The sequence below is a fragment of the Cellulomonas sp. FA1 genome (assembly GCF_000986825.1).
Lineage (GTDB): Bacteria > Actinomycetota > Actinomycetes > Actinomycetales > Cellulomonadaceae > Cellulomonas > Cellulomonas iranensis.
In genome coordinates, this window is record NZ_LBMY01000001.1 from 2,701,245 (window position 1) to 2,722,232 (window position 20,988).

Sequence of the window (20,988 nt, forward strand, 5' to 3'; positions counted from 1 at the left end):
CGTGGGCAGGCGGGGACGGCTGGGACGACCCGTGCGGGGCGAGGGGTCAGCGACCGGCGTCGCGGTCGGCCATGCGGGCCAGCATCGCGTTGTACTCGTCGAGCTCGACGTCCCCGTCGCGGTCGACCTTGCGGTCCCGGCGGCGGGCGGTGCGCTCGTCGTCGCGGGTCCACTGCACGGCGACGACGATCGCGAGCACGACCGTCGGGATCTCGCCGATCCCCCACGCGACCGACCCGCCGATCTGCTGGTCGGCGAGCGCGGACGGCCCCCAGGGGCGCCCCATGAGCCCGAACCAGTCGGCGACCAGCAGCGACTCGCCGCTCACGAGCGCGACGCCGAAGAACGCGTGGAACGCCATGGTCGCGAACAGCAGCAGCAGGCGCAGCGGGTACGGCGGGCGCGTCGGGCCGGGGTCGACGCCCGCGAGCGCGTTGACGAACAGGTACCCGGTGACCGAGAAGTGCACGATCATCGCGAGGTGGCCGACGTGGTCGCGCAGCGCCCACCCGAACAGCCCCGAGTAGTAGAAGAGCACCATCGAGCCGGCGAAGTTCACGGCTGCGACGAGCGGGTTCGCCAGGAACCGGCCCCAGCGGGAGTGCACGAGCGTGAGGATCCACTCGCGCGGGCCGCGCGAGTCGTCGCCGCGCAGCGTGGCCGCGCGCGACGGCAGGGCCCGCAGCGCGAGCGTCACGGGTGCCGACAGCGCGACGAACAGCGGGATCACCATGACGAGCACCATGTGCTGGATCATGTGCGCGCTGAACAGCACGTGACCGTAGACGGCGGGCCCGCCCGACGTGGTCCACGCGAACAGCAGCATGCCGAGCACCCAGGACGCGGTGCGCAGCCACGGCCACGCGTCGCCGCGGCGGCGCAGGCGCACGACCCAGCGCAGGTAGACGACGAGGCCCGCGACGGCGGCCGCGGCGGCGAGCACGTCCCACCGCCACAGCGTGAGCCAGTGCAGCCCGGTCGGCGCGGGCGGCAGCGGGTTGCCGGTGAGCTGGTAGGCGGGCGACGGGTCGGGGGGCGGCGCGTCGGGCACGGGCGGCGCGGTGGAGCCGAGCGCGACGGCGACGCCCGACACGGCGCCCATGACGGCGATCTCGACGAGCACGAGTCGCCAGAACAGCGCCGTGCCGGTGCGCCCGGGGGCCGGGTCCGTGCCGCCCGCGAGGCGCGGCACGGTGACCCTGCGGTGCAGCAGCCCGAGCAGCCCGAGCAGCGCGGTGAGCGCGGCCTTGACGACGAGCAGCACGCCGTACGGGCTCGTGAGGTCGTCGAGGCCCTCGAGCCGCACGACGCTGTTGAGGACCCCGGACACCGCGACCGCGGCGAGGCACCAGCCGGCGATGACGGAGTACCGGCCGACGGCGGCGGACGTGTCGGCGCCGAGCCGCCGGACGAGGATCGCGAGCGCCGCGAGCGCGCCGATCCACACGGCGGCGCCCACCAGGTGCAGCACCATCGCCGACACGGCGAGGTCGTGGCTGACGGCGCCGGCGGCGTGCCCGGTCTGCGCGAGCTGCCACAGCGCGACGAGCGACAGCGCGGCGGTCCACGCCGCCCCGGTCGGGGTCGCGACGACGAGCGCGAGCGCGGTCACGACGGCCGCGATGGTCGTGACGGACAGCAGCGTGCGCCCCAGGTCGAGCTGCGTGACGAACAGCGCGATCTCGTCACCGAACGACGGCGCGGTCGGCTGCGTGCCCGCGACCTGCGCGTACGCGAGCACCACGTGCAGGATCGACAGCACGGTCCACACGCCGGCGGCGACGGCCGCGAGCACGAGGCTGCGCGGGTACGCGTCGCCGACCGCGACGGCCGCACCGCCGCGCGGTGCACGGGCCGCGTCGGCGCGCCGCGGCAGCACGCACACCGCGAGCACGAGCGCACCGACCGTGACGGATGCCGCGAGCTCGCCGAGCGTCTCGACGACCGGCAGCCCCCACCGCACGAGCGGCCCGGGGTCGCGCAGGACGACCGCGGCCGCCGCACCCGTGAACGTGAGTCCCACGAGCACCGCGACGACCGCGGTCGCGGTCAGCGCGCCCAGCGCGCCGTACCTCACGACCGTCGGCTGCGCGTCCACCGGGTCAGCGTAGGCGCGTGCGGGCGCGGGGGCGGCGGCCACGGGGTCGTCCGTCGTCAGGCGCCGGCGCCGGGCCCGGTGCCGGTCGTGCCGTCCCGCTGCGTGCGGCCGCGCGCGACGAACGCGACGACCGCGCCACCGCCCACGACGACGACCGCGAGCAGCACCCAGACCCAGGCGGGGACGCCGCCGTCGTCGTCGACGGGCGCGGAGATCGGCGTCGCCTCGACCGTGGGCTCGGCGGTGTCCTGCGTCGTCATGGTCGGCTCGGGCGAGGCCTCGTCGGTGGCGTCGGGCGTCGGCTGGGCGTCGGGCGTCGGCTCGGCGGGCGCGGCGGGCGCACCGGCGGCGTCGGTCGCGGTGAAGGAGAAGGCGCCGATGATGGGGTGGCCGTCGGCGGAGGTCACGCGCCACATCACGGAGTACGCGCCGGCGGGCCGCTCGGCCGCGAGCGGCTGCACGACCGACGTGTCGACGAGCTGCGCGGGCCCCTCGGACACGATCGTGCCGTCGGCCGCCGTCACGACGATCTCGGTGCCCAGCTCGAGCGCCGCCTGGTCGAACGTCAGCGTGATCGCGTCGGGGGCCGTCGCGACGGTCGAGCCGTCGGCGGGGTCGGACGAGCGCAGCGCGTTGTGCGCGGCCGCCGGGCCGGCGGTGGCCAGCGCGAGCAGCCCGGTCACGACGAGCGCGAGTGCGACGCGTGCGCGGCGCAGGGGCGCGGCGGGGACGAGACGGACGGTGGACGGCGTGTGCGGACGCATGACCTTCCCGGGGTCGGTGGGGGTGGCGCGGACGTCCGCCGGTGCGGCGTCCGGGTCCATCATGACGTGACGACGTGGGCCCGGTCCCCGCCGCGGGGGTGTGACGCGCGTCCCGCGTGCAGCAGCAGCGCGCCCGCGAGCAGCGCGGTGGCCGTGCCCGCCGCGAGCCGCAGCGCGAGCGCACGGCCCGGCACGGGTTCGGCGCCGTCCGCCTCGGGACCGGCCGCAGCGCCGTCCGCGCGCCCGTCGGGACCCGCAGCGGCGTCGGCCTCGCGTCCGTCGGGCACCGCGGTGGCCGCACGCTGCCCCTCGCGTGCCGAGGGCGAGCCGGCGGCCTCCCCCGCGACGACGTCGTCGGGCGCGGCGGCGACGGCCTCGGCGACGTGGTGCGGCGCGTGCTCGTCGGCGGGGTCGGCGCCCGCGGCGGCGAGCGTCGTGGCGTCCAGGCCCGCGGTGGCGAGCGCGGCCAGGTCGTACCCCGCGTCGCGGACGGCCGCGAGGTCGACGCCGGCCGCGGCGAGCGCCGTCACGTCGACGGCCGCGACGGACTGCGCCCACGTGCGCGGCTCGTCCGGGACGGCGGGCGCGGCGGCGGGCGGCGGGACGGGCGCCGTGCCGTGGTGCGCGGCGTGACCGGCCGGGCGGGCGGGCGCGCCGGGCGGTGCGGTGAGCGCGACGAGCACGGGGTGCAGCCCCACGGCGAGCAGCGCGCACCCCGCCACGACGACCGCGCGCGCGGCCGCCCGGCGCGGCGACCGGGCGACGAGCACCGCCGGCACGAGCACGAGCGCGGCGACCGCGAGCAGGGCCGCGGCGTCGGGGACGCGGTGGCCGGTCGCGAGCAGGCCGCCGAGCGCACCCGCGAGGACCGCGCCGACCAGCCCGGCACCGACCACGAGCGGGCGTGCGTCGGCCGGTCCGCGCACCCCGCGGTGCGCGGCGTCGGCCCCGCCGTCGGGGACGACGCCCGGCGGCACCGGGGACGTCGACATGTCGTCGACCGTCGCCCGCGCGTCGTCGTCGGGTCCAGGCCGCGAACCGTTTCAGCAGGTCGCGGGCCCGCCGATCCCGTGCGCGGTCCGGGCGTCAGCCCCAGACGAGCGCCTGCGCGGGGTCGGCCAGCACGGCCGCGACGTCGGCGAGCACGCGGCTGCCGAGCTCGCCGTCGACGAGCCGGTGGTCGAAGCTCAGCGCGAGCTGCGTGACGTGCCGCGGCTTGACCTTGCCCTTGTGCACCCACGGCTGCTGCCGGATCGCGCCGAACGCGAGGATCGCGGCCTCGCCCGGGTTGAGGATCGGCGTGCCGGTGTCGATGCCGAACACCCCGACGTTGGTGATGGTGATGGTGCCGTCGGACATGTCGGTGGGCGACGTGCGGCCCGCCCGCGCGGTCGCGGTGAGCTCGCCGAGGCCGCGCGCGAGGCCCAGCAGGTCGAGGCGGTGCGCGTCCTTGATGTTGGGGACGACGAGCCCGCGGGGCGTGGCCGCGGCGATGCCGAGGTTCACGTAGTGCTTGAAGACGATCTCCTGCGCGGCCTCGTCCCACGACGCGTTGATCTCGGGGTGCCGGTCGACCGCGAGCAGCAGCGCCTTCGCGGCGATCAGCAGGGGCGTGACGCGCACGTCGGCGAACTCGCGGTCGCCGCGCAGCCGCTCGACGAGCTTCATGGTGCGCGTGACGTCGACCGTGTGGAACACCGTGACGTGCGGGGCCGTGAACGCGCTGGCGACCATGGCCTCGGCGGTGCGCTTGCGCACGGACTTCACGGGCACGCGGGTCTGGCGGCCGTCGGGCGTGACGGTGCCGGACGCGAGCCACGGGCGGTCGTCGCCGGGGTACGTCGCGAGGTCGCGGCCCTCGGCGCGCACCGAGTGGGCCAGCACGTCCTCGCGCGTGACGATCCCGCCGGGCCCGGTCGCGGCGACGGCGTCGAGGTCGACGCCCATGTCGCGTGCGAGCTTGCGCACGGGCGGCTTGGCGAGCGCCCGCCCGGTGCCGGTGCGTGCGGGCACCGGGGCGGTGGAGGTGGTGGTGGCGGTGGGACGGCCGGGTGCGGCGGACGCGCGGGGTGCCGCGGGGGTCGCCGCACCCGGCCGGGCGCCCGTCGCCGGGGTCACCGGCGCGGGCGCGTTCGTGGGGGTGGTGCCGGCGGGGCCGGCCGGTGCCGAGGTGGTGCGGGGCCGGCGCGCGCTCGTGCCGTCGGCGACGCCGTACCCGACGAGCACGGCACCGGGCTTCTCGCCCGCCTCGGGCTCGGGGCGGGACGCCTCGACCTCGTCGGCGCCGCCGGGCTCGGCGGACGACCGGTCGGGGTGCGGCTGGTGCGCGCGCACGCCGCCCTGCGTCTCGGCACCGTTGGCCGGGGCGCCGGGCGCGGGGGCGCCGTCGGGGTCGGTGTCGACCTCGATGATCGGCGTCCCGACCTCGACGGTCGTGCCCTCGGTGACGAGCAGCCGCGTGACGACGCCCGTCCACGGGCACGGCAGGTCGACCAGCGACTTCGCGGTCTCGATCTCGACGATCGTCTGGTTGACCTCGACGTGGTCGCCGACGGCGACGTGCCAGGCGACGATCTCGGCCTCGGTGAGGCCCTCGCCGGCGTCGGGCAGGGGGAACTGCTGGTACGTGGGCACGCGGGGGCTCCGGGTGGTCAGAAGGCGAGGGTGCGGTCGACGGCGTCGAGCAGCCGGTCGAGGCTCGGCAGGTAGTCGTGCTCGAGCTTGGCGACGGGGTACGGGGTGTGGAACCCGCCGACGCGCAGCACGGGGGCCTGCAGGTGGTAGAAGCACTCCTCGGTGATGCGGGCCGCGACCTCGGCGCCGGACCCGTAGAGCACGGGCGCCTCGTGCACGACGACGCAGCGGCCGGTGCGGCGCACGGACTCGGCGACGGTCGCGGTGTCGAGCGGCGAGATGGTGCGCAGGTCGACGACCTCGAGGCTCGTGCCCTCGGCCGCGGCGGCGTCGGCGGCCTTGAGGGCGGTCGCGACCGTGGGGCCGTAGGCGACGACCGTGACGTCGGTGCCGGGGCGCACGACGCGCGCGTGGTCGAGGTCGGACGTGCCGCCGTGCGGTGCGGGCAGCGGCGCGTCGAGGTCGACGTCGCCCTTCTCCCAGTACCGGCCCTTGGGCTCGAGGAAGATCACGGGGTCCGGCGAGGCGATGGCCTGCTGGATCATCGTGAACGCGTCGGCCGGGGTCGACGGGGACACGACGCGCAGGCCCGCGGTGTGCGCGAACAGCGCCTCGGGCGACTCGCTGTGGTGCTCGACCGCGCCGATGCCGCCGCCGAACGGGATGCGGATGACGACGGGCAGCGTGAGGCGGCCCTGCGAGCGGTAGTGCATCTTGGCGAGCTGCGTCGTGATCTGGTCGAACGCGGGGAACACGAAGCCGTCGAACTGGATCTCGCACACGGGCCGGTAGCCGCGCAGCGCGAGGCCGATCGCGGTGCCGACGATGCCCGACTCGGCCAGGGGCGTGTCGACGACGCGGTCCTCGCCGAACTCGGCGAACAGGCCGTCGGTCACGCGGAACACGCCGCCGAGGCGGCCGATGTCCTCGCCCATGAGCAGCACGCGCGGGTCGTTGGCGAGCGCGCGCCGCATGCCGAGGTTGAGGGCCTTCGCCATCGGCAGCCGCTGCGTGCCCGTCGGGAACGGCGCAGGTGCCGGCGCCGGGGGCAGGTCGGTGGTGCGGTCGGACGTGACGGTCATCGGTGGCCTCCCGTCTGGTGACCCTCGTGGTCGACGAAGGACTGCTCGTACTGCTCGAACCACGCGCGCTCGGCGTCGACGACGGCGTGGGGCGTGGCGTAGACGTGCTCGAACATCGACGGCCCGGAGGGGCGGCCCATGCCGCGCACGGTCGTGCGCAGGTGCTCGCCGAACGCGTCGGCCTCGCTCGCGAGCTGCGCCTGGAACACCTCGGGGAGCTCGCCCGTGCGGTCGAGGTGCGCGCGCAGCCGCTCGATCGGGTCGCGGCGACGCCAGTGCTCCTCCTGCGCCGACGTGCGGTAGCGCGTCGGGTCGTCGGACGTCGTGTGCGCGCCCATGCGGTAGGTGAACGCCTCGACGAACGTGGGGCCGCCGCCGCTGCGTGCGCGCTCGAGCGCCTGCCGCGTCACGGCGTACGTCGCGAGGACGTCGTTGCCGTCGACGCGGACGGCGGGGACGCCGAACCCGGGTGCGCGGTGCGCGATCGGGACGGTGGCCTGGCGCGTGGTCGGCTCGGAGATCGCGAACTGGTTGTTCTGGCAGAACAGCACGACGGGTGCGCGGTTGACCGACGCGAAGACGAGCGCCTCGCTGACGTCGCCCTGCGCGGTCGCGCCGTCGCCGAAGTACGTGACGACCGCGGCGTCGCGCTCGGCGTCGCCGGTGCCGACGAGCCCGTCGCGCTGCACGCCCATCGCGTAGCCGGTCGCGTGCAGCGTGTGCGAGCCGATGACGAGCGTGAACAGGTGGAAGTTGCGCTCGGCCGGGTCCCAGCCGCCGTGGTCGACGCCGCGGAACAGCCGCAGCAGCTGCGTCATCTCCAGGCCGCGGGCCTGCGCGACGCCGTGCTCGCGGTACGACGGGAAGACGTGGTCCTGCGGGCGCAGCGCGTGCCCGGAGCCGACCTGCGCGGCCTCCTGGCCGAGGGACTGCGCGAACAGCGCGAGCTCGCCCTGACGCTGCAGCGCGGTGGCCTCGACGTCGAACCGGCGGGTCAGCACCATGTCGCGGTACATCGCGCGCAGCCGGTCGGCGTCCAGGTCGGCGGCCCACGCGTCGTACTCGGGGTGCTCGACGCGCTCGCCGGCCGGGGTCAGCAGCTGCACGAGCCCGTCGTCGGTGAGCGGGCCGTCGGCCGCGGGTCCGGTCGGGATCACGCGGGTCTCCTTCGCCTCGGGGTCGAACCTACGTCAGCGTAGGCTACGCCTCCGTAGGTTACGAGGGACCGGGACGGACAACGCTCGTCCGACGCCTTTGTCGGAACCCCACACCGGCCCCCGGCCCCGCCGCGCGGCGCCGCTCAGGAGCGCGGGACGCCCCGCTGCGAGCGCAGCAGGTCGTTCTCGCGCAGCACGGGCCAGCGGCTGTACGCGAACACCAGGAACATCACGAGGTTGAGCACGGGCACGAGCCCGACCAGCACCCACCAGCCCGAGTAGCCGGCCTTCTGGATGATGCGGATGTACGCGACAAGGATGACGAGGTAGCAGGCCGCGACGACCGCGAGGCCCACGCCCGTGGCGAGCCACGCGGTCCACTCGGCGTCGGCGCCCCAGCTGGTCCCCTCGACGGTGGGGACGGGTGTCGGGTCGGTGTCCATGGGCCCCATGGTGCCGCTGACCTCGCTGCGGCGCACCACCTCCGACGGGCGATCCCGCCGCGCCGTGCCTCCGGGGCGCACCATGGAGGGACGCACCACCGCACCTCCGCGGCGGGCGGGACGGAGGAGACGCCATGACGACCCCGGGCCTCACGACCTGGACGGACCCGCGCGACGAGACCGAGGTCGTCGTGCAGCTCGCCGACGGGCGCCTCGCGGGGCGGCGCTTCGCGTCGCGCGCCGAGGCCGAGGCGTGGGCGGGCCCGGGCGAGGAGGTCCTCGAGCTGAACCTCGTGTGCGCGTGCGACCGGTGACCCGCGCGGCAGCCGGAGCCACCTGACGTCAGCGCGGGGCGTGCTCCGCCGCGACCTCGAGGAAGATGTCGGTCGCCTCCTTCTCGCCGACGCTCACGCGCACGCCGTCCCCCGCGAACGGGCGGACGAGCACACCGGCCTGCGCGCAGCGCTCCGCGAACGTCACGGACCGGTCGCCGAGGCCGAGCCACACGAAGTTCGCCTGGCTCTCGGGGACGTCCCAGCCCTGCGCGCGCAGCCCGTCGAGCATCCGCTCGCGCTCGGCGACCACGGCCTCGACGCGCGTGAGCAGCTCGCCCTCGGCGCGCAGCGACGCGAGCGCCGCGAGCTGGGCGACGTGCGAGACCCCGAACGGCGTGGACGCGGTGCGGATGCCGGCGGCGATGCGCGGGCGCGCGACCGCGTAGCCGACGCGCAGGCCCGCGAGCCCGTACGCCTTGGAGAACGTGCGCAGCACGACGACGTTGGGGTGCTCGGCGAGCAGCGCGACCGCGTCGGGCGCCTGCGCGTCGCGCACGAACTCGACGTACGCCTCGTCGAGGACCACGAGCACGTCGCCCGGGACGGCGGCGAGGAAGTCGCGCAGCTCGGCGTCCCGCACGGCCGGGCCGGTGGGGTTGTTGGGGGTGCAGACGAGCACGACGCGCGTGCGGCGCGTGACGGCGGCGGCCATCGCGGGCAGGTCGAGCCGGCCGTCGGCGTGCACGGGGACGCGCACCTGCTGCGCGTGCGCGAGCGTCACGGCGATGGGGTACGCCTCGAACGACCGCCACGGCAGCACCACCTCGTCGCCCGCCTCGCACACGGCCGCGAGCACGTGCCCCAGCACGGCCACCGACCCGGTGCCCGCGACGACCTGCTCAGGCGTCACGCCCAGGCGGTGCGCGACGGCCTCGGTGAGCTCGGTCGCGAACATGTCGGGGTAGCGGTTGACGTCGACCGCGCCGTCCGCGATCGCGGCGACCACCGAGGGCAGCGGCGGGTACGGGTTCTCGTTCGACGACAGCTTGAACGCGGCCGCGCCGACGGCGGCGCGAGCGCCCGGGACGTAGGCGGGGACGTCGGCGATGGCACGGCGGAGGGGGACGCGGCTCACGGGGCCATGGTGCCACCGGGCACGCGCGCGGCGGGTCGGCCGACCAGCGTCCCGCGGCGACCGGGACACCGGAGGGTGCCCCCCGGCTTCCAGGGAGGCCTTCAAGCCACGGAGGACGAGAGTCCTGGCAGCACCGAGGAGGTACCCGGGCGATCCTGGGACCAGGCGATCCGGATGGCGCGCGGGGCGAAGCGTGGCCCGGCGACTCGGGTCGGGGCGTGCCAGCGGATCAGTGTGCAGCTGGGGATCCACCGCGAGACGTTCCCGAACTGGGCGACCCAGGCCGGGGTCGACGCCGGCCCGGGCCCGCGACCCACGACGCACGAACCACGTAGCCCCTGAAGGGCGTGGACCGTGTCGCGCCGCGGGTCATCCGAACGCAATGGATCGGCCAGCGGACGACCGCCCGCCCTCGACACCGAGACCTACAGAGACGCCGCAACGTCGTCGAACGGCCCTTCGCCCCGACCAAGCAGTGGCGAGGACTGACAATCCGCTACGCCAAGGTCGCATCACCTACCGCGCCGCCATCGTCCTGGCCGCCTGCGTCACCAGGTCACAGACGCAGGAGATACGTCCTAGGCACGGGCGAGGAAGATCCAGCGCAGTCCGTCGGCTGCAGTGATCGAGCGTTCGGGCCTCACTTCGCCGACCGACCGGACACGCACGTCCTCACCAACCAGCGCCTCGAGTTCGCTGACAATGTCCTCCATGTCAGTCCGGTCGGCTTCGCTGCACTCCGAGAGCTGGAATCGGAGACTCACCTGCGAGCCGGCGACCTGCACGCCCACTGCCAGAGCGTGCACAGGTATCTGGCCGAGCGTTGCCTGTACCGCCTGGGAAACGATGTAGTTCTCCCAGACCGGCGCTTGCGCTGGGTTGGTGGGCGTAGGGAACCTCATGGCGTCCATCCCGGGTTGTAGGGAACCACACTCGGCGAACTGCCGCCCTTGATGAGAAAGCCGCCCCGCACATCAGCGCGCTCACCGCATCGCTCATGACCCGGACACCCGAGCCTACGTCGAGCGACGACGAGCCGAAGGCGGCACCACCAGGTAGATCCGGCGCTGCTTGAAGCGCTACCTCGCCCGCCAGCTCTACCGGATCCTCAACTCCGTCGAGCCCACCATCAGCCCGCCTTGACGAAGGTAGGAGGCTCCCTAGACCCGCAGCAGAGCGTCGCGCACGTACACGCCTGCGCCAACCCGCACGACGAGCTCGCCGCCGAGATCCTGCGAACGGGACCAGACATGAAACTGAACGCAAGCGCCATCCGCGTGGACGGCGATCTTTGACGCAGCCTCTCGCTCAAGCACGAGGCGCTCCTGGTCGCCGTCGACCCATCTGACACTTGCTGAGGCCGCGATCTCGTCCCACGTGAGAGTCACAGCGCCACCGTCAACCGCCCGTGCCGTCAGCGAAACCACCCCGGATTGCTCAGATGGCTCGATCACGAGGCCAAGATCCCTGAGATCCTCCAGGTGAGGCACCTCAAGCCGTGCGCTCATCGCGAACCCCCCATCGGAACAACCGTTGTCAGCCGCAGGCCGGCATCCGTGACGTGCCAGGTCGACTCGAACTTCAGGAACCGTCCCGGCCCGCCGAAGAGAGTCGCGAACCTGGAACGTACCGTAGTCATTGGAGAACGTCCTCGCGATGTTGCTGCGACTCGCAACGACCTCATCGAGCTACCTCGACAGCAAGGACCGGCCGACCGCGTTGTCATGGACTCGATCCGGGCCGGGCGCTGAGCGTTCTGCGCCGACCGAGCCGCACTGTGGGCATTCGACGAGAACGGATCAGCCAACAACCACGACCCCGCACCCGCGACCGACACCTGCGCCAACGGCGCGCCCACACCCTGACGTGCCCTCGACCGAGGGCTCCCGCCGGCACGCGCCGCATTCTACGCCCTCGACCTGGGCAAGTACGGGCATTCGCTGCGCGACCACCAGACACCCGTCGACGTCGACGACCTGCGCACCTGCGCACCTGCGACGAGGAGATCGGTGCAGCCCTCGACATGGTGCGCTCCGAGCTCGGGCCCGTCGCCCGCGTCATGCTCATGGGGCACTCGACCGGGGGCCTAGTGCTGAGTCGGTGGGTCGCCGCCACAAGGTTCTTCGACGGTTTCGCAGGCGAGCGCGGCAAGCGCAGCTGCCGCGGCCCTGCGGATCTCTGCCCAGCCGGGCGACTCCAGATCGGCGAAGGTCCATCCGAGGCGCCAGCTCACCAGCCTCCTATCGAGCTCCCGGCAAGCAAGAGAAAGCCCGGGATAGGCCTCCCCTAGGCGTGGCGCGAGCGGGCGATAGAGGTCGTCGAACTCAAGGGCAAGTTCGTCGACGAGGTCGCCAACCCCTAATTCTGAGAGATGCTCGACCTGCTCAGAAGCGGGCGCCGCCAGACGATGGAGAGACGTCGCGAGCGGCTGCAGCCATGTTTGGCTCTTCATCGAATAGTTCCCCCCAAGTCTCCGTTGGGTCCAACCAGACGCCGGTGGGGGTCGGGCCGTGATGCCCCCACCTGGGTGCCGAAGAATTTGACGAACGGTAGGACTCCCGGCCTCTGAGTACTGACGGAGAACCCAGCCTTGACCCGCGTGAGATCCGCGCCTTGATCGGACCACCGTTCGCGTAACTCGTGCGATCGAGCTCGAGCTAGGGCCCCTCGACGATCACACGCTCCCCGTGGAGCAGGATCCCCATCGCCCGGCCGCCAGCAGTCTCGACTACGACGCGCCGTTCGTCGACCCACACGAACGAGGCGATGACGTCGGACAGCTCGACCCGGCTCGTCTCGATGCCGTTCACCACGCGCCTCACCGAGGTCTCGCAGACCAGCACCCAGCCATCGAGGTCCCTGACAGCCGTCAGTAGGTCCTCGTCGGTGACCACCTCAACGCGCGGCGTACCCGCGCCGACAACGGGAAGCACGATCACCTCACGCGCCGACCACACGTACGCGCCCGTTGCTCCCGCACCGAAGGACAGCGACCTCCAACCAGGTTGGTCAAAGCGCCAAGCGTCGCCACCCTCACCAGTGATCGTTAGCCGGATCGATCGCGGCGGGTCAGCCTCCGCGAACTGAACACCAAAGACGCGGCGCCCCGACACGAGAGTCATCGGTGCACCAAGGCGCGCCATCACGGCGTCGCAGTGACGAGTCGAGCGGTGCCATCGGCATCGACACCCGAGGCAGTCGTGATGGCCCATGTCTGCCCCGATGGACCCGTCATCGGCCCCCGTACCGAGAATTTTGCTCCACCGCCGGTCATCGGCGCCGAACGGGAAGCAGCCTGGAGGTACGTCACGAGATGACTCCTCAATTCAAGATCAAGCCCGGCCGGGTCGAAACCCATCGAACGACGAAAGACGCCAGCCCTACTCGGGCCTTGGAGCAGAATGTCGAATTTCCAGCCGCGATCGCCACCCTCAACCGCATTCGCAACCAACGACTCATGACGAAACCGATCCATTGGCTCAGGCACAGCGTTCCGGCCGCCCTGACCGAGCTGCGGACCCTGGGGCGGACCCTGACGACGCGAGCTGCCGACGCCCTGGCCTACTTCGACCGACCCGGGACATCGAACGGCCCGACGGAGGCCGTCAACCGCGCCACGAACACCTGTGCGACTCCGTCCTCGGCTTCCGCAGCCTAGCCCACTACATCACCCGATCACTCCTGGAATCGGCGACCTCAGGCCGCGGCTACACCCTCATCGTCGATGAGGCGCTTAAGACGCACTCCCAAATCGTCGGCGAGCAGCGCGGACCCAAGCCAGAGGACGTTCGCAATGCGGGTCATGGCGCGTCAGTCTCCCTTCGGAGGTAGACCCATTCCTCGTCGGCGGAGAGCTCCCGCGCGGTCTCCGGTGGGGCAGCGACTGCCGTGAACGAGATGTCCACGGGAGGCGCGAAGTCTGCGATGACGTACGACCCAACCTCAGCAGCAATCATGCGCTCGTCTTCACCGACCGCCTCGAAAATCAATCGGGCCTCGATCAGCGGGTACTGCAGTCGCATCGCGACTCCACGCAGCGACGGTGTCACCATGCCCCACAGCGCTCGCTGCAGCGACAGGAGGACCTCAACACGGAAGGGAAGTGCTCCGATTGTCACTGCGACCTCCCTGGGATGATGTGAACACTTCCATCGCGCAATAGTGCAGGACTCCCACCAATGTCGGGGTACTGCTCGTCCCGTCTCACGAGATCCACGTCCCGATCGTCTCACCGAAGTCGATCCGCTCCCGCGTGCGTGAACGCCCGCGACGACCCCGCCACATACCCTGGTTTCGCGAGTTCCAGACCTCGGGATCCGTTCTCAGCAGGGAGCAACCAGGTTGAGCTGGTTCACGACGAGCCCGAGCTCGCCCTCGTCGTACGCCTCTGCGACGTGCGCGTCGAACGCAGCAGTCGCCCGCCCGGGGTCACCCACCCACACGGCCGCGCCATCGAGCACGTCACCCAGCCCCGCGCTCGACCTCAGCAGAACACGTCTCACACCCGCGTCGAGAAGAGGGTTCAGGAAGTCACGGATTTGACTCTCCCACCACCATGTTCGCAAGGTCCGGGCACCCGTCAGACACGGGAACGAGATGCGCCGCCTCGATGACGAGTTCGCTTGTCACCAGTGGCACTCGAAGTTGCGCTCGGCCGCCAAAACATAGCAAAAGCGACTCTGCATCCTCCCGCACGTCAGTTACCGTCCGGCCGATCAGCAGACAAAGACGGTCTCGTGAACCCTCTGACGGAAACTGAAACCTCATCCCGTCAATCTCGACGGCTGGCTCGGAAAAGACGCGCAGAATCAGACCGTCCAAGTGGACCTCAACATAGTCCCGTACGAACGCGACGCCGCCGACTTCGGCACCCACGAGGATCGCCAACGCCGTCACCATGGGAGGTGAGCCCACGGATTGCTGTTCGAGACCGTTCGTCCTGTCATCGGGTTGATCGTCTGTCCTGTCTGGTCCATGTACACCACGCGCGGTGCGTGGTGTGCTGCCTGACCCACGATCCTGACTCCACTCGCGTTCGGATGCAGTCCAAAGCCCCCGGAACCCCCAATCTGGTGGACGACGAGGCCTCTGTTGAGCGCCCGCCCCACGGCCGCTCCAACCACTCTCATTAACACGCCTGCGAACTATGCCCCTGAACTTCACTCCTGGCCGGAGGCCTCTGCCGCGGAGATCTCGCGGGCGAACACCGCCACGGCAGCCGGGTCCTCATCAATCAGTGCCGAAAAATGCCGGGGGTCCTCAACCAGCTCCCGATACCCCCAGGTCGCGACCACAGGGTCGGCCCACAAATCCCTGCCCGATGCGCGAACGCCTGGTCCCAGCGAAAAATGCCACCCGACGGGGATCGGCGACTCGACCAATTCGAACATCCCGGCAGGGGCAAACCTTGCCGCTCCGAGGTCATCTCGCACCAAGAAGTAGAAAATCGCCTCAGTGATGCCCATACCAGCGACGCCATACCGCTTGCCAGGCGTCAGCGGGTACGCGCTCTCGAATGCCGCCACCCGGCTTTTCTGGTGATCCGCAAGGCGTGCAGGATCGTTCAGTGCACACGTCGCCATTACTGGATGATTGACCTTCCCGGCTGCACTAGAGTGTATGGATTGAACAAGTTCTTGAACTCGAAATCGTCGACGGCGCCGGTAACAGTGTTGCGAACATAGTGGATATCAATCCCATTAACACGCTGCGACATCTTGACCCATCCGCCAGCAACAGGCCATCGCGGATCCCCCATCGGCTCTCTCATGTTGAGCATCGTGCCACCAGGAGCCGAGCGAACCTCGGTCATCGCGAGCTGCTCAGCAAGATCGCCCGGCACTGTGCGACCCGTCGAACCCAGCCCAAGAGGCCGAGGAGCAGACGCCGGAAGCCCCGGTAAAACACCCCCAGCACCGCTTGGGGGTATCCAGGTTGTGTTCGCATTGGTCTTGTTCCACCACCCGTTCCCGTTGTGCGCACCGGAGATCTCCGGGCTCGGGCCCGGACGCGCGCGACCGACCCACGACGCGCCACCGCCAGCGATCGCGACGGTACCAGCGGCACTGAACGTCGCACCCGTGAACGCCCTCGCAGACTCCGCCACACACCCCTGCTGAGCCAGGTCCCAGCCCCGCGCACCACTGTCCAGCACCCCGTACACCGGGTTGAACTGGTTCACGGCCAGGCCCACACCACCCTGGTCGTAGGCCTCACCCACTCCGCTGATCAGATCGATGGTCGCCGCATCAGGGTTCACCACCCACAACCACGCCGCTGATGCCACATCCCCGACCCCCTGCCACGCACCCCCAGCGGCAGCACCCACATCCGACACCCAGTCGGGCCAGTTGCCCGTCACGTCATGCAGCACCAACGGGTTGCCGAACGCGTACCCGTACCCGTTGACCATGCCCATACCCACCGGCACCGCCACCGGATCAGCCGAGGTGAACCTGCCCCACGACGCCACGTAGTCACGCGCACGCATGTCATACGCACCCACCACACCGTCCAGGTACTGCCCCGCGAACCCCACCCCCTGCCCCACCAGAGCACCCGAGGCCGGCACCACCGGCACCCCGAACGCATCGAAGCGCGCCGACCCCGCCACCACCCCCGACCCCGCAGGCACCGACGCCACCACCGACGAGAACGGATCAGCCAACAACCACGACCCCGCACCCGCGACCGACACCTGCGCCAACGGCGCACCCACCCCCGAGAGCACGTCCGGCAACCACGACACCACCGCACCCCCCGGCGCGGACTGCCCCACCCGCACCGGCACACCCGCAACCGTCGAGTCCCACGCCCACGACGCATCCACCACACCGTCGACGCTGCGCGCCACCCGGTTGCCCTCCCCGTCATGCTCGAACCCGACCACCCGGCCGTCCTCCAGCACCACCGACACCAGCTCGCCCGACAGATCCGACACCCACGACCTGTCACCCGCCGCCGACGACGACGACACCAGCGCCCCCTCAGGCGACCACCCGAACGACGCCACCTGCACAGCACCGACCGACTGCGACACCAGCTGATCCGCCTCGTCATAGACAGAGTCGGTCCGCACCACACCCGCCCACTGGCCGAACCCGCTCCGCACCGTTTCCGACGTGCGGTTGCCCATCTGGTCGTAGGAGAACCACGAGCCCGGCACCAGACCCGCGCACCCACCGGACGACCCGATCGCCGGACTGCACTGCGCAGTGAGCCGCCCCACACCGTCGTACTCGTACGCGGTCCTCGTGACGACCCCGTCCGCCTGCTCGGTCACGAGGGTCGGGTTGCCCCGCACGTCGCGCACCAGGTCGTAGCGCAGCGTCGTGGAGGCCCCCACCGCGTGCTTGACGGTGGACACCTGTCCCGCCAGGTCGTACACGACCTGCGTCCCCGACGACGGCGCACCGGTCATGTTCGTCGCGACGCGGTTGCCTGCCGCGTCGTAGGCGTAGCTCACCGGGGTCAGACCACCGGGCCCCTCCGGGACGACCTCGACGAGCTGACCCACCTGGTTGTACGAGTACGAGACGGACTGCCCCGTGGACCACGCAGCGCCCGCCAGACGTCCCGCCGAGGTGTAGGAGTAGGCCGCCGCGACGGCCCCCGGCCCCGTGCGCTCGGCCGACACCGTGCGGCCCAGCTGGTCGTACCCGTACGTCGTCGCGGACGTCACCGTGCCGCCGGCCGTGCGCGACGCGGTCACGAGCCGACCCGCCGCGCTGTACTCGTACCCGAAGGCGGCCGTGCCGTCGGAGAACGACCGCGCCGTGACCCGCCCGGCCTCGTCGTGGTCGAACGTGATCGTGCCGTCGTCCGGGTCCCCGGTGGTCTGCGTGCCCGACGGACGCACGATCGTCGCCACGTTGCCCGCGGCGTCGTAGGTCGTGCGCGTCACGCGCCCCAGCGGGTCCGTCTGCCCGACCACCCGGCCCACGGCGTCGTACGCGTACCCGGTGGAACGGCCCAGCGGGTCGACCCGCTCGGCGACACGCCCGGCGGCGTCGTAGCCGTACGCCGTCTCGGCCCCGTCCGGCGCCGTGACGGACGTCGGGAGCCCGGTCGCGTCGTACGCGGTCGTGGTGGTGCCGCCGGACGTGTCGACCGTCGCGACCGGCCGGCCGGCCGCGTCGTACGTCGTGCTCGACGTGCGACCGAGAGGGTCGGTCGTCGCGACGGGCCGGCCGTCCGCGTCGTACTGCACCGACGTGGTGTACGACGCGGGGCTGGCACCCGGGACGTTGCCCCGGGCCTCGACGGTGGCCGTGCGGCGTCCGTCTGCGTCGTACGTGAACGTCGTCCGGTCCTCCCAGTACCCCGGCACGTAGTGGTCGGACGAGCGGTACCGGCTCTGCTCGACGAGCTGCGCCCCACGGTCCGACGCACGTGCAGCGCAGCACTCGTCCTCGCGCTCGTGGGAGGCGCTGTCGTCGCGGGCGTACCGGGGTGGCGCGACCTGATGACGGCGACCCGCACCCGCGCCGAGGTCATGGCGTCGGCCGAGAACCTGCTGGACTCGGGTCTCGTGCGTGGCTGCCCGGGTCAGGTCACCGTCCGCAGCCCCGCCGTGGCGGCCGTGACCGCGCTCCGTCTCGACCGGCCGCTGCGGGACGTCCGGGTCGGCTCGCGTGCCGACGACGGGGTGCTTCTCCAGCCCTTGACCCTGGCAGCCGCGGAGCTGGCGGGATACGGGCCGCTCACCCCGCTCGCTGCACAGGCCACCTTCCCCGCCGACGCACCACCGCGTCTCCAGGACACGCACTGGGCCGTCTACAGCAGCTGCCGACCATGACTCAGCACACGGGTCGCCGTGCGGTCCGGCTCCGCGGCTGACGGCGACGTCGGGGGCGTCCTGCCGCGCGCGGTCGACCGCGCGGCGACGCCGACGAGGCACCTCGGGGAGACCGCGCGCCGGCGGGCCCTGCAGGCGTCGCGGTCCGCACTTCGGTCGTCACCGTGCACTGCGGGTGTCCCGGCGTCCGACGAGGGCCCTCCTCGACACGCCTGCCCACGACGAGCGCCCCGGTGGCAGGATCTAGTCATGGGATTCGTCGCGCGCGTGCTGGTGAACGGGGTCGCCATCTGGCTGGCGACCGTCCTGCTGTCCGGTCTGGAGATCGTCGGCGGGCAGACCACCGCGGAGAAGGTCGGCATCATCCTGCTGATCGCCCTCGTGTTCGGGCTGGTCAACGCGATCGTCAAGCCGATCGTCGCCGTGCTGTCCATCCCGCTGTACATCCTCACGCTGGGGCTGTTCACGCTGGTGGTGAACGCGCTCATGCTCATGCTGACCGCGTGGATCACGGAGCAGACGTCGTGGGGCCTGCGGATCGACAACTTCGGCACGGCCGTGATCGGGGCGCTCATCGTCTCGGTCGTGAGCTTCGTGCTCTCGGGGCTCACGGGTTCGAAGCGCTGACCTGCGCCGGCCCCGGCCGGCGCAGGAACCCCTCGGGCACCGGGACGATCGGCCGCGCCCCGAACCAGTCCTCGAAGCCCTCGGGGGGCGGGACGCGCCGGTCCGGCGTCGGCGCGGGGGTCGGCGTGGCACCGGGTGCCGGCTCTTCCCGGACGGGTGCCGGCTCGCACACCTCCAGCGGGTCCGTCGTCACGGTGTACTGACGCGTCGTCGCGGCGACGGACCCACCGTCGTCGCCGAGCACGTCGCGCAGCGCGGCGCGGACGGGGTCGTCGGTCGGCAGGTCGCCGATCTCCTCGTCGACCATCGCGGCCGTGCCGACGTAGCCGCTGACCGCGTGCGCCTCGCTGAACGACGGCGCGGGCGGACCGCCCGTGGCGGCGAGGTCCCGCACGACCGACAGCGTGCCCGGGCCGCCGCGCTCGCCGACGATCCCGTCGAGCAGCGTGACCGCGTCCTCGCGGTGCCGGACCGCGACGACCGCGACGCCGGGCGGCGCGACGACCGGCACGTCGGGCGAGCCCGCCGTCACGACGAGCCGGACCGCGTACCTGCTCGCGGCCGCGGCCGCGACGGTCGTCGCGACCATGCCGCCCTGGCTGTGCCCGACGAGCGCGACCGGCTCGTCGGCGCCGATCCCCGCCGCGGCCATCGCGTCGAGCACCGCGCCCGTCATGACGTCGGGGACGCCGCCCTCCAGCGCGAGGTTGGTGCCGTTGTCGGTGGGCACGTCGCTCGCGAGGCCCGCGGCGCGCGTTCCGGGGATCGCAACGACCCACGAGACGGACCCGTCGGGCCTCTCGAGCCGCTGCACGGTGACGGTCGCGAGGGGCGTGCCGGGCTCACCGGTCTCGGTGTCCTCGTCGTAGGTCCGCGCGACCAGGTCGACCATGCCCGCGAGACCGTCGGGCGCCGGGAGGTCCGGCGGGTCCGCGCGCGGCACCAGCCGCACGTCCCGCGAGGGCAGCAGGCCAGCGACGTGCGCCGTGAAGCGCCGCACCGGGTCCAGGTGCCGCGGACCGGCGCCCACGAGCGTGCCGAGTGCGCCACCGAGCAGCTGCAGCACGAGGCCCGCGCGGCCGTCGGCCACGATCCGCTGCGGCGTCCCGGCGAGGCGGGCCGCGAAGTCCACGCGACCCCGCGGCGCGACGGTCCCCCACGGGTCGCGGAGCAGGCTCCGCGCCTCGGCCAGCAGCACGTCGCCGAGCGCGGTGGCGATCGCGACGCCGCCGAGCATGCCCGCGCCCGGCACTCCTGCGGCCGACCCGAACGCCCCGATGAACCCGCGCCAGTGCGCCTGCGCGCCGGTCTCCGCGAGGCTGTACGCGTGCGCGGCGTCGACCGTGCGTGACGCGAGCTCCCGCACGTCGTGCGCGAGCGCGGCCGGCCCGTGCAGGGCACGGCGCAGCGTCGCGAGCGCGTCGTGCAGCGCCTGCACCTCGGGCACCGGGGACGCGAGCACCGGCGACCGGACGACCGTCGCGCCCAGCCGCAGGTCGGCGGCGTGCAGCCCGTCGGCGGCGGCCCGCAGGTCGCGCGCGGACGCCAGGAGCTCGGCGGCGTCGACGAGCACGCGCCCGTCCCGGACGATGATCAGCGACCTGCCCTCGCGCACGGCCCCGCTCACCGCCCGACCAGCGCGCTCGCGAGGCCCGCGGGCCGCCCCGGGACGCACTGCGTCTCGGCACGGCGCGCGACCTCCAGCACCCCGTCCGCGGCGTCGAGGGCCTCGTCGCAGCGTCGCAGCGCCGTGAGGAGGTCGCCGCGGCGGCGGTCCGCCGCGTCCGCGGCCGTGCCCGTCCACGTGACTGCGCGCGAGCGCAGCACGGCTGCCCGCGCGGACGCGACCTGCGCCCTGACGTCCGCGAGCGCGGACCCGATGACCGACGACGACATGCGCAGGACGCTAGGGTCGCGGCCGCGCCGCCAGGCCGGTGCTCGCGGGACCTGGGGAGCGCCGGCCCACGAGTCCGCCT

At 72.7% G+C, this 20,988-nt stretch carries 21 protein-coding genes and 2 pseudogenes; 5 read left to right on the forward strand and 18 right to left on the reverse strand.

Annotated features, from left to right (window positions below; genetic code table 11):
* Positions 1-46: 46 nt before the first annotated feature.
* The 7 genes from GY42_RS12165 to GY42_RS12195 form a co-directional block, all read right to left on the reverse strand.
* Positions 47-2,098: a cytochrome c oxidase assembly protein gene (locus GY42_RS12165; RefSeq protein WP_046530926.1), complete on the reverse strand. Its 2,052-nt coding sequence runs from the start codon at positions 2,096-2,098 to the stop codon at positions 47-49.
* Between the two features lie 56 nt (positions 2,099-2,154).
* The gene (locus GY42_RS12170) at positions 2,155-2,925 is read right to left on the reverse strand and encodes a copper resistance CopC family protein (RefSeq protein WP_082131518.1); all 771 of its coding nucleotides are present in this window, start codon (positions 2,923-2,925) and stop codon (positions 2,155-2,157) included.
* Entirely contained in the window at positions 2,922-3,854 is a 933-nt protein-coding gene (locus GY42_RS12175) for a hypothetical protein (RefSeq protein ID WP_046529524.1), read from the reverse strand. Before GY42_RS12175 ends, GY42_RS12170 begins: the two co-directional genes overlap by 4 nt.
* A 94-nt stretch (positions 3,855-3,948) precedes the next feature.
* Positions 3,949-5,496, reverse strand: coding sequence for a dihydrolipoamide acetyltransferase family protein (locus tag GY42_RS12180; protein WP_046529525.1), 1,548 nt, complete (start codon positions 5,494-5,496; stop codon positions 3,949-3,951).
* Between the two features lie 17 nt (positions 5,497-5,513).
* A complete protein-coding gene (locus GY42_RS12185; protein WP_046529526.1) occupies positions 5,514-6,578 on the reverse strand; it encodes an alpha-ketoacid dehydrogenase subunit beta in 1,065 nt (354 codons plus the stop codon).
* Positions 6,575-7,735 (reverse strand): pyruvate dehydrogenase (acetyl-transferring) E1 component subunit alpha, encoded by a 1,161-nt coding sequence (pdhA, locus tag GY42_RS12190; protein WP_046529527.1) that lies wholly within the window; start codon positions 7,733-7,735, stop codon positions 6,575-6,577. Before pdhA ends, GY42_RS12185 begins: the two co-directional genes overlap by 4 nt.
* A 143-nt stretch (positions 7,736-7,878) precedes the next feature.
* Positions 7,879-8,178, reverse strand: coding sequence for a hypothetical protein (locus GY42_RS12195; protein ID WP_201775274.1), 300 nt, complete (start codon positions 8,176-8,178; stop codon positions 7,879-7,881).
* A gap of 134 nt (positions 8,179-8,312) precedes the next feature.
* Between GY42_RS12195 and GY42_RS12200 the strand changes: the two genes are divergently transcribed.
* Entirely contained in the window at positions 8,313-8,492 is a 180-nt protein-coding gene (locus GY42_RS12200; RefSeq protein ID WP_046529528.1) for a hypothetical protein, read from the forward strand.
* Positions 8,493-8,520: 28 nt separating this feature from the next.
* On the opposite strand, the gene hisC is transcribed toward GY42_RS12200, so the two are convergent.
* Together hisC and GY42_RS12210 are read right to left on the reverse strand one after the other, a co-directional pair.
* Positions 8,521-9,588: a histidinol-phosphate transaminase gene (gene hisC / locus GY42_RS12205; RefSeq protein ID WP_046529529.1), complete on the reverse strand. Its 1,068-nt coding sequence runs from the start codon at positions 9,586-9,588 to the stop codon at positions 8,521-8,523.
* Between the two features lie 578 nt (positions 9,589-10,166).
* On the reverse strand, positions 10,167-10,490 hold the full coding sequence (locus GY42_RS12210) for a hypothetical protein (RefSeq protein ID WP_152667298.1): 324 nt from the start codon (positions 10,488-10,490) through the stop codon (positions 10,167-10,169).
* An 85-nt stretch (positions 10,491-10,575) separates the two neighbouring features.
* Between GY42_RS12210 and GY42_RS20225 the strand changes: the two are divergent.
* Positions 10,576-10,731, forward strand: a pseudogene (locus GY42_RS20225) (IS110 family transposase); the annotation flags it as partial.
* A 943-nt stretch (positions 10,732-11,674) separates the two neighbouring features.
* On the opposite strand, the gene GY42_RS19105 reads toward GY42_RS20225, so the two are convergent.
* Both GY42_RS19105 and GY42_RS19110 read right to left on the reverse strand, forming a co-directional pair.
* The gene (locus tag GY42_RS19105; RefSeq protein ID WP_152667300.1) at positions 11,675-12,040 is read right to left on the reverse strand and encodes a hypothetical protein; all 366 of its coding nucleotides are present in this window, start codon (positions 12,038-12,040) and stop codon (positions 11,675-11,677) included.
* Between the two features lie 205 nt (positions 12,041-12,245).
* Complete coding sequence (locus GY42_RS19110; RefSeq protein ID WP_152667301.1) at positions 12,246-12,710, reverse strand: hypothetical protein; 465 nt, start codon at positions 12,708-12,710, stop codon at positions 12,246-12,248.
* 365 nt (positions 12,711-13,075) lie between these two features.
* On the opposite strand from GY42_RS19110, the pseudogene GY42_RS18725 reads away from it, so the two are divergent.
* Positions 13,076-13,316: pseudogene (locus GY42_RS18725) on the forward strand (transposase); the annotation flags it as partial.
* A gap of 72 nt (positions 13,317-13,388) precedes the next feature.
* On the opposite strand, the gene GY42_RS12225 reads toward GY42_RS18725, so the two are convergent.
* The 5 genes from GY42_RS12225 to GY42_RS18730 all read right to left on the reverse strand — a co-directional run bounded on the left by GY42_RS12225 (position 13,389) and on the right by GY42_RS18730 (position 17,797).
* Complete coding sequence (locus GY42_RS12225; protein ID WP_046529533.1) at positions 13,389-13,706, reverse strand: hypothetical protein; 318 nt, start codon at positions 13,704-13,706, stop codon at positions 13,389-13,391.
* 204 nt (positions 13,707-13,910) lie between these two features.
* On the reverse strand, positions 13,911-14,048 hold the full coding sequence (locus GY42_RS19460) for a hypothetical protein (protein WP_160309416.1): 138 nt from the start codon (positions 14,046-14,048) through the stop codon (positions 13,911-13,913).
* 70 nt (positions 14,049-14,118) lie between these two features.
* Positions 14,119-14,475 (reverse strand): hypothetical protein, encoded by a 357-nt coding sequence (locus GY42_RS12235; RefSeq protein WP_152667302.1) that lies wholly within the window; start codon positions 14,473-14,475, stop codon positions 14,119-14,121.
* Positions 14,476-14,747: 272 nt separating this feature from the next.
* Complete coding sequence (locus tag GY42_RS12240; RefSeq protein WP_046529535.1) at positions 14,748-15,113, reverse strand: hypothetical protein; 366 nt, start codon at positions 15,111-15,113, stop codon at positions 14,748-14,750.
* A 56-nt stretch (positions 15,114-15,169) separates the two neighbouring features.
* The gene (locus GY42_RS18730; RefSeq protein WP_152667303.1) at positions 15,170-17,797 is read right to left on the reverse strand and encodes an RHS repeat-associated core domain-containing protein; all 2,628 of its coding nucleotides are present in this window, start codon (positions 17,795-17,797) and stop codon (positions 15,170-15,172) included.
* Positions 17,798-18,052: 255 nt separating this feature from the next.
* On the opposite strand from GY42_RS18730, the gene GY42_RS19115 reads away from it, so the two are divergent.
* On the forward strand, positions 18,053-18,385 hold the full coding sequence (locus GY42_RS19115; protein ID WP_152667304.1) for a hypothetical protein: 333 nt from the start codon (positions 18,053-18,055) through the stop codon (positions 18,383-18,385).
* Between the two features lie 249 nt (positions 18,386-18,634).
* Positions 18,635-19,012, forward strand: a complete 378-nt coding sequence (locus tag GY42_RS12265; RefSeq protein ID WP_046529540.1) for a phage holin family protein — start codon at positions 18,635-18,637, stop codon at positions 19,010-19,012.
* Here GY42_RS12265 and GY42_RS19465 read toward each other — a convergent pair.
* Together GY42_RS19465 and GY42_RS12275 are read right to left on the reverse strand one after the other, a co-directional pair.
* The gene (locus GY42_RS19465) at positions 18,993-20,639 is read right to left on the reverse strand and encodes a hypothetical protein (RefSeq protein WP_046529541.1); all 1,647 of its coding nucleotides are present in this window, start codon (positions 20,637-20,639) and stop codon (positions 18,993-18,995) included. The two genes, GY42_RS12265 and GY42_RS19465, sit on opposite strands and share 20 nt — an antisense overlap.
* Positions 20,636-20,908 (reverse strand): hypothetical protein, encoded by a 273-nt coding sequence (locus GY42_RS12275; RefSeq protein ID WP_046529542.1) that lies wholly within the window; start codon positions 20,906-20,908, stop codon positions 20,636-20,638. Before GY42_RS12275 ends, GY42_RS19465 begins: the two co-directional genes overlap by 4 nt.
* Positions 20,909-20,988: the final 80 nt, after the last annotated feature.

What these genes read in the sequence shown, in the direction of transcription:
- GY42_RS12265 (WP_046529540.1), top strand. Translation starts at nt 18,635, where the DNA reads ATGGGATTCGTCGCGCGCGTGCTGGTGAACGGGGTCGCCATCTGGCTG.
- GY42_RS12200 (WP_046529528.1), top strand. Translation starts at nt 8,313, where the DNA reads ATGACGACCCCGGGCCTCACGACCTGGACGGACCCGCGCGACGAGACC.
- GY42_RS12175 (WP_046529524.1), bottom strand. Translation starts at nt 3,854, where the DNA reads ATGTCGACGTCCCCGGTGCCGCCGGGCGTCGTCCCCGACGGCGGGGCC.
- GY42_RS12170 (WP_082131518.1), bottom strand. Translation starts at nt 2,925, where the DNA reads ATGATGGACCCGGACGCCGCACCGGCGGACGTCCGCGCCACCCCCACC.
- GY42_RS12210 (WP_152667298.1), bottom strand. Translation starts at nt 10,490, where the DNA reads ATGAGGTTCCCTACGCCCACCAACCCAGCGCAAGCGCCGGTCTGGGAG.
- GY42_RS12275 (WP_046529542.1), bottom strand. Translation starts at nt 20,908, where the DNA reads ATGTCGTCGTCGGTCATCGGGTCCGCGCTCGCGGACGTCAGGGCGCAG.
- GY42_RS12185 (WP_046529526.1), bottom strand. Translation starts at nt 6,578, where the DNA reads ATGACCGTCACGTCCGACCGCACCACCGACCTGCCCCCGGCGCCGGCA.
- GY42_RS19110 (WP_152667301.1), bottom strand. Translation starts at nt 12,710, where the DNA reads ATGACTCTCGTGTCGGGGCGCCGCGTCTTTGGTGTTCAGTTCGCGGAG.
- GY42_RS19105 (WP_152667300.1), bottom strand. Translation starts at nt 12,040, where the DNA reads ATGAAGAGCCAAACATGGCTGCAGCCGCTCGCGACGTCTCTCCATCGT.
- GY42_RS19115 (WP_152667304.1), top strand. Translation starts at nt 18,053, where the DNA reads ATGACGGCGACCCGCACCCGCGCCGAGGTCATGGCGTCGGCCGAGAAC.
- GY42_RS12195 (WP_201775274.1), bottom strand. Translation starts at nt 8,178, where the DNA reads ATGGACACCGACCCGACACCCGTCCCCACCGTCGAGGGGACCAGCTGG.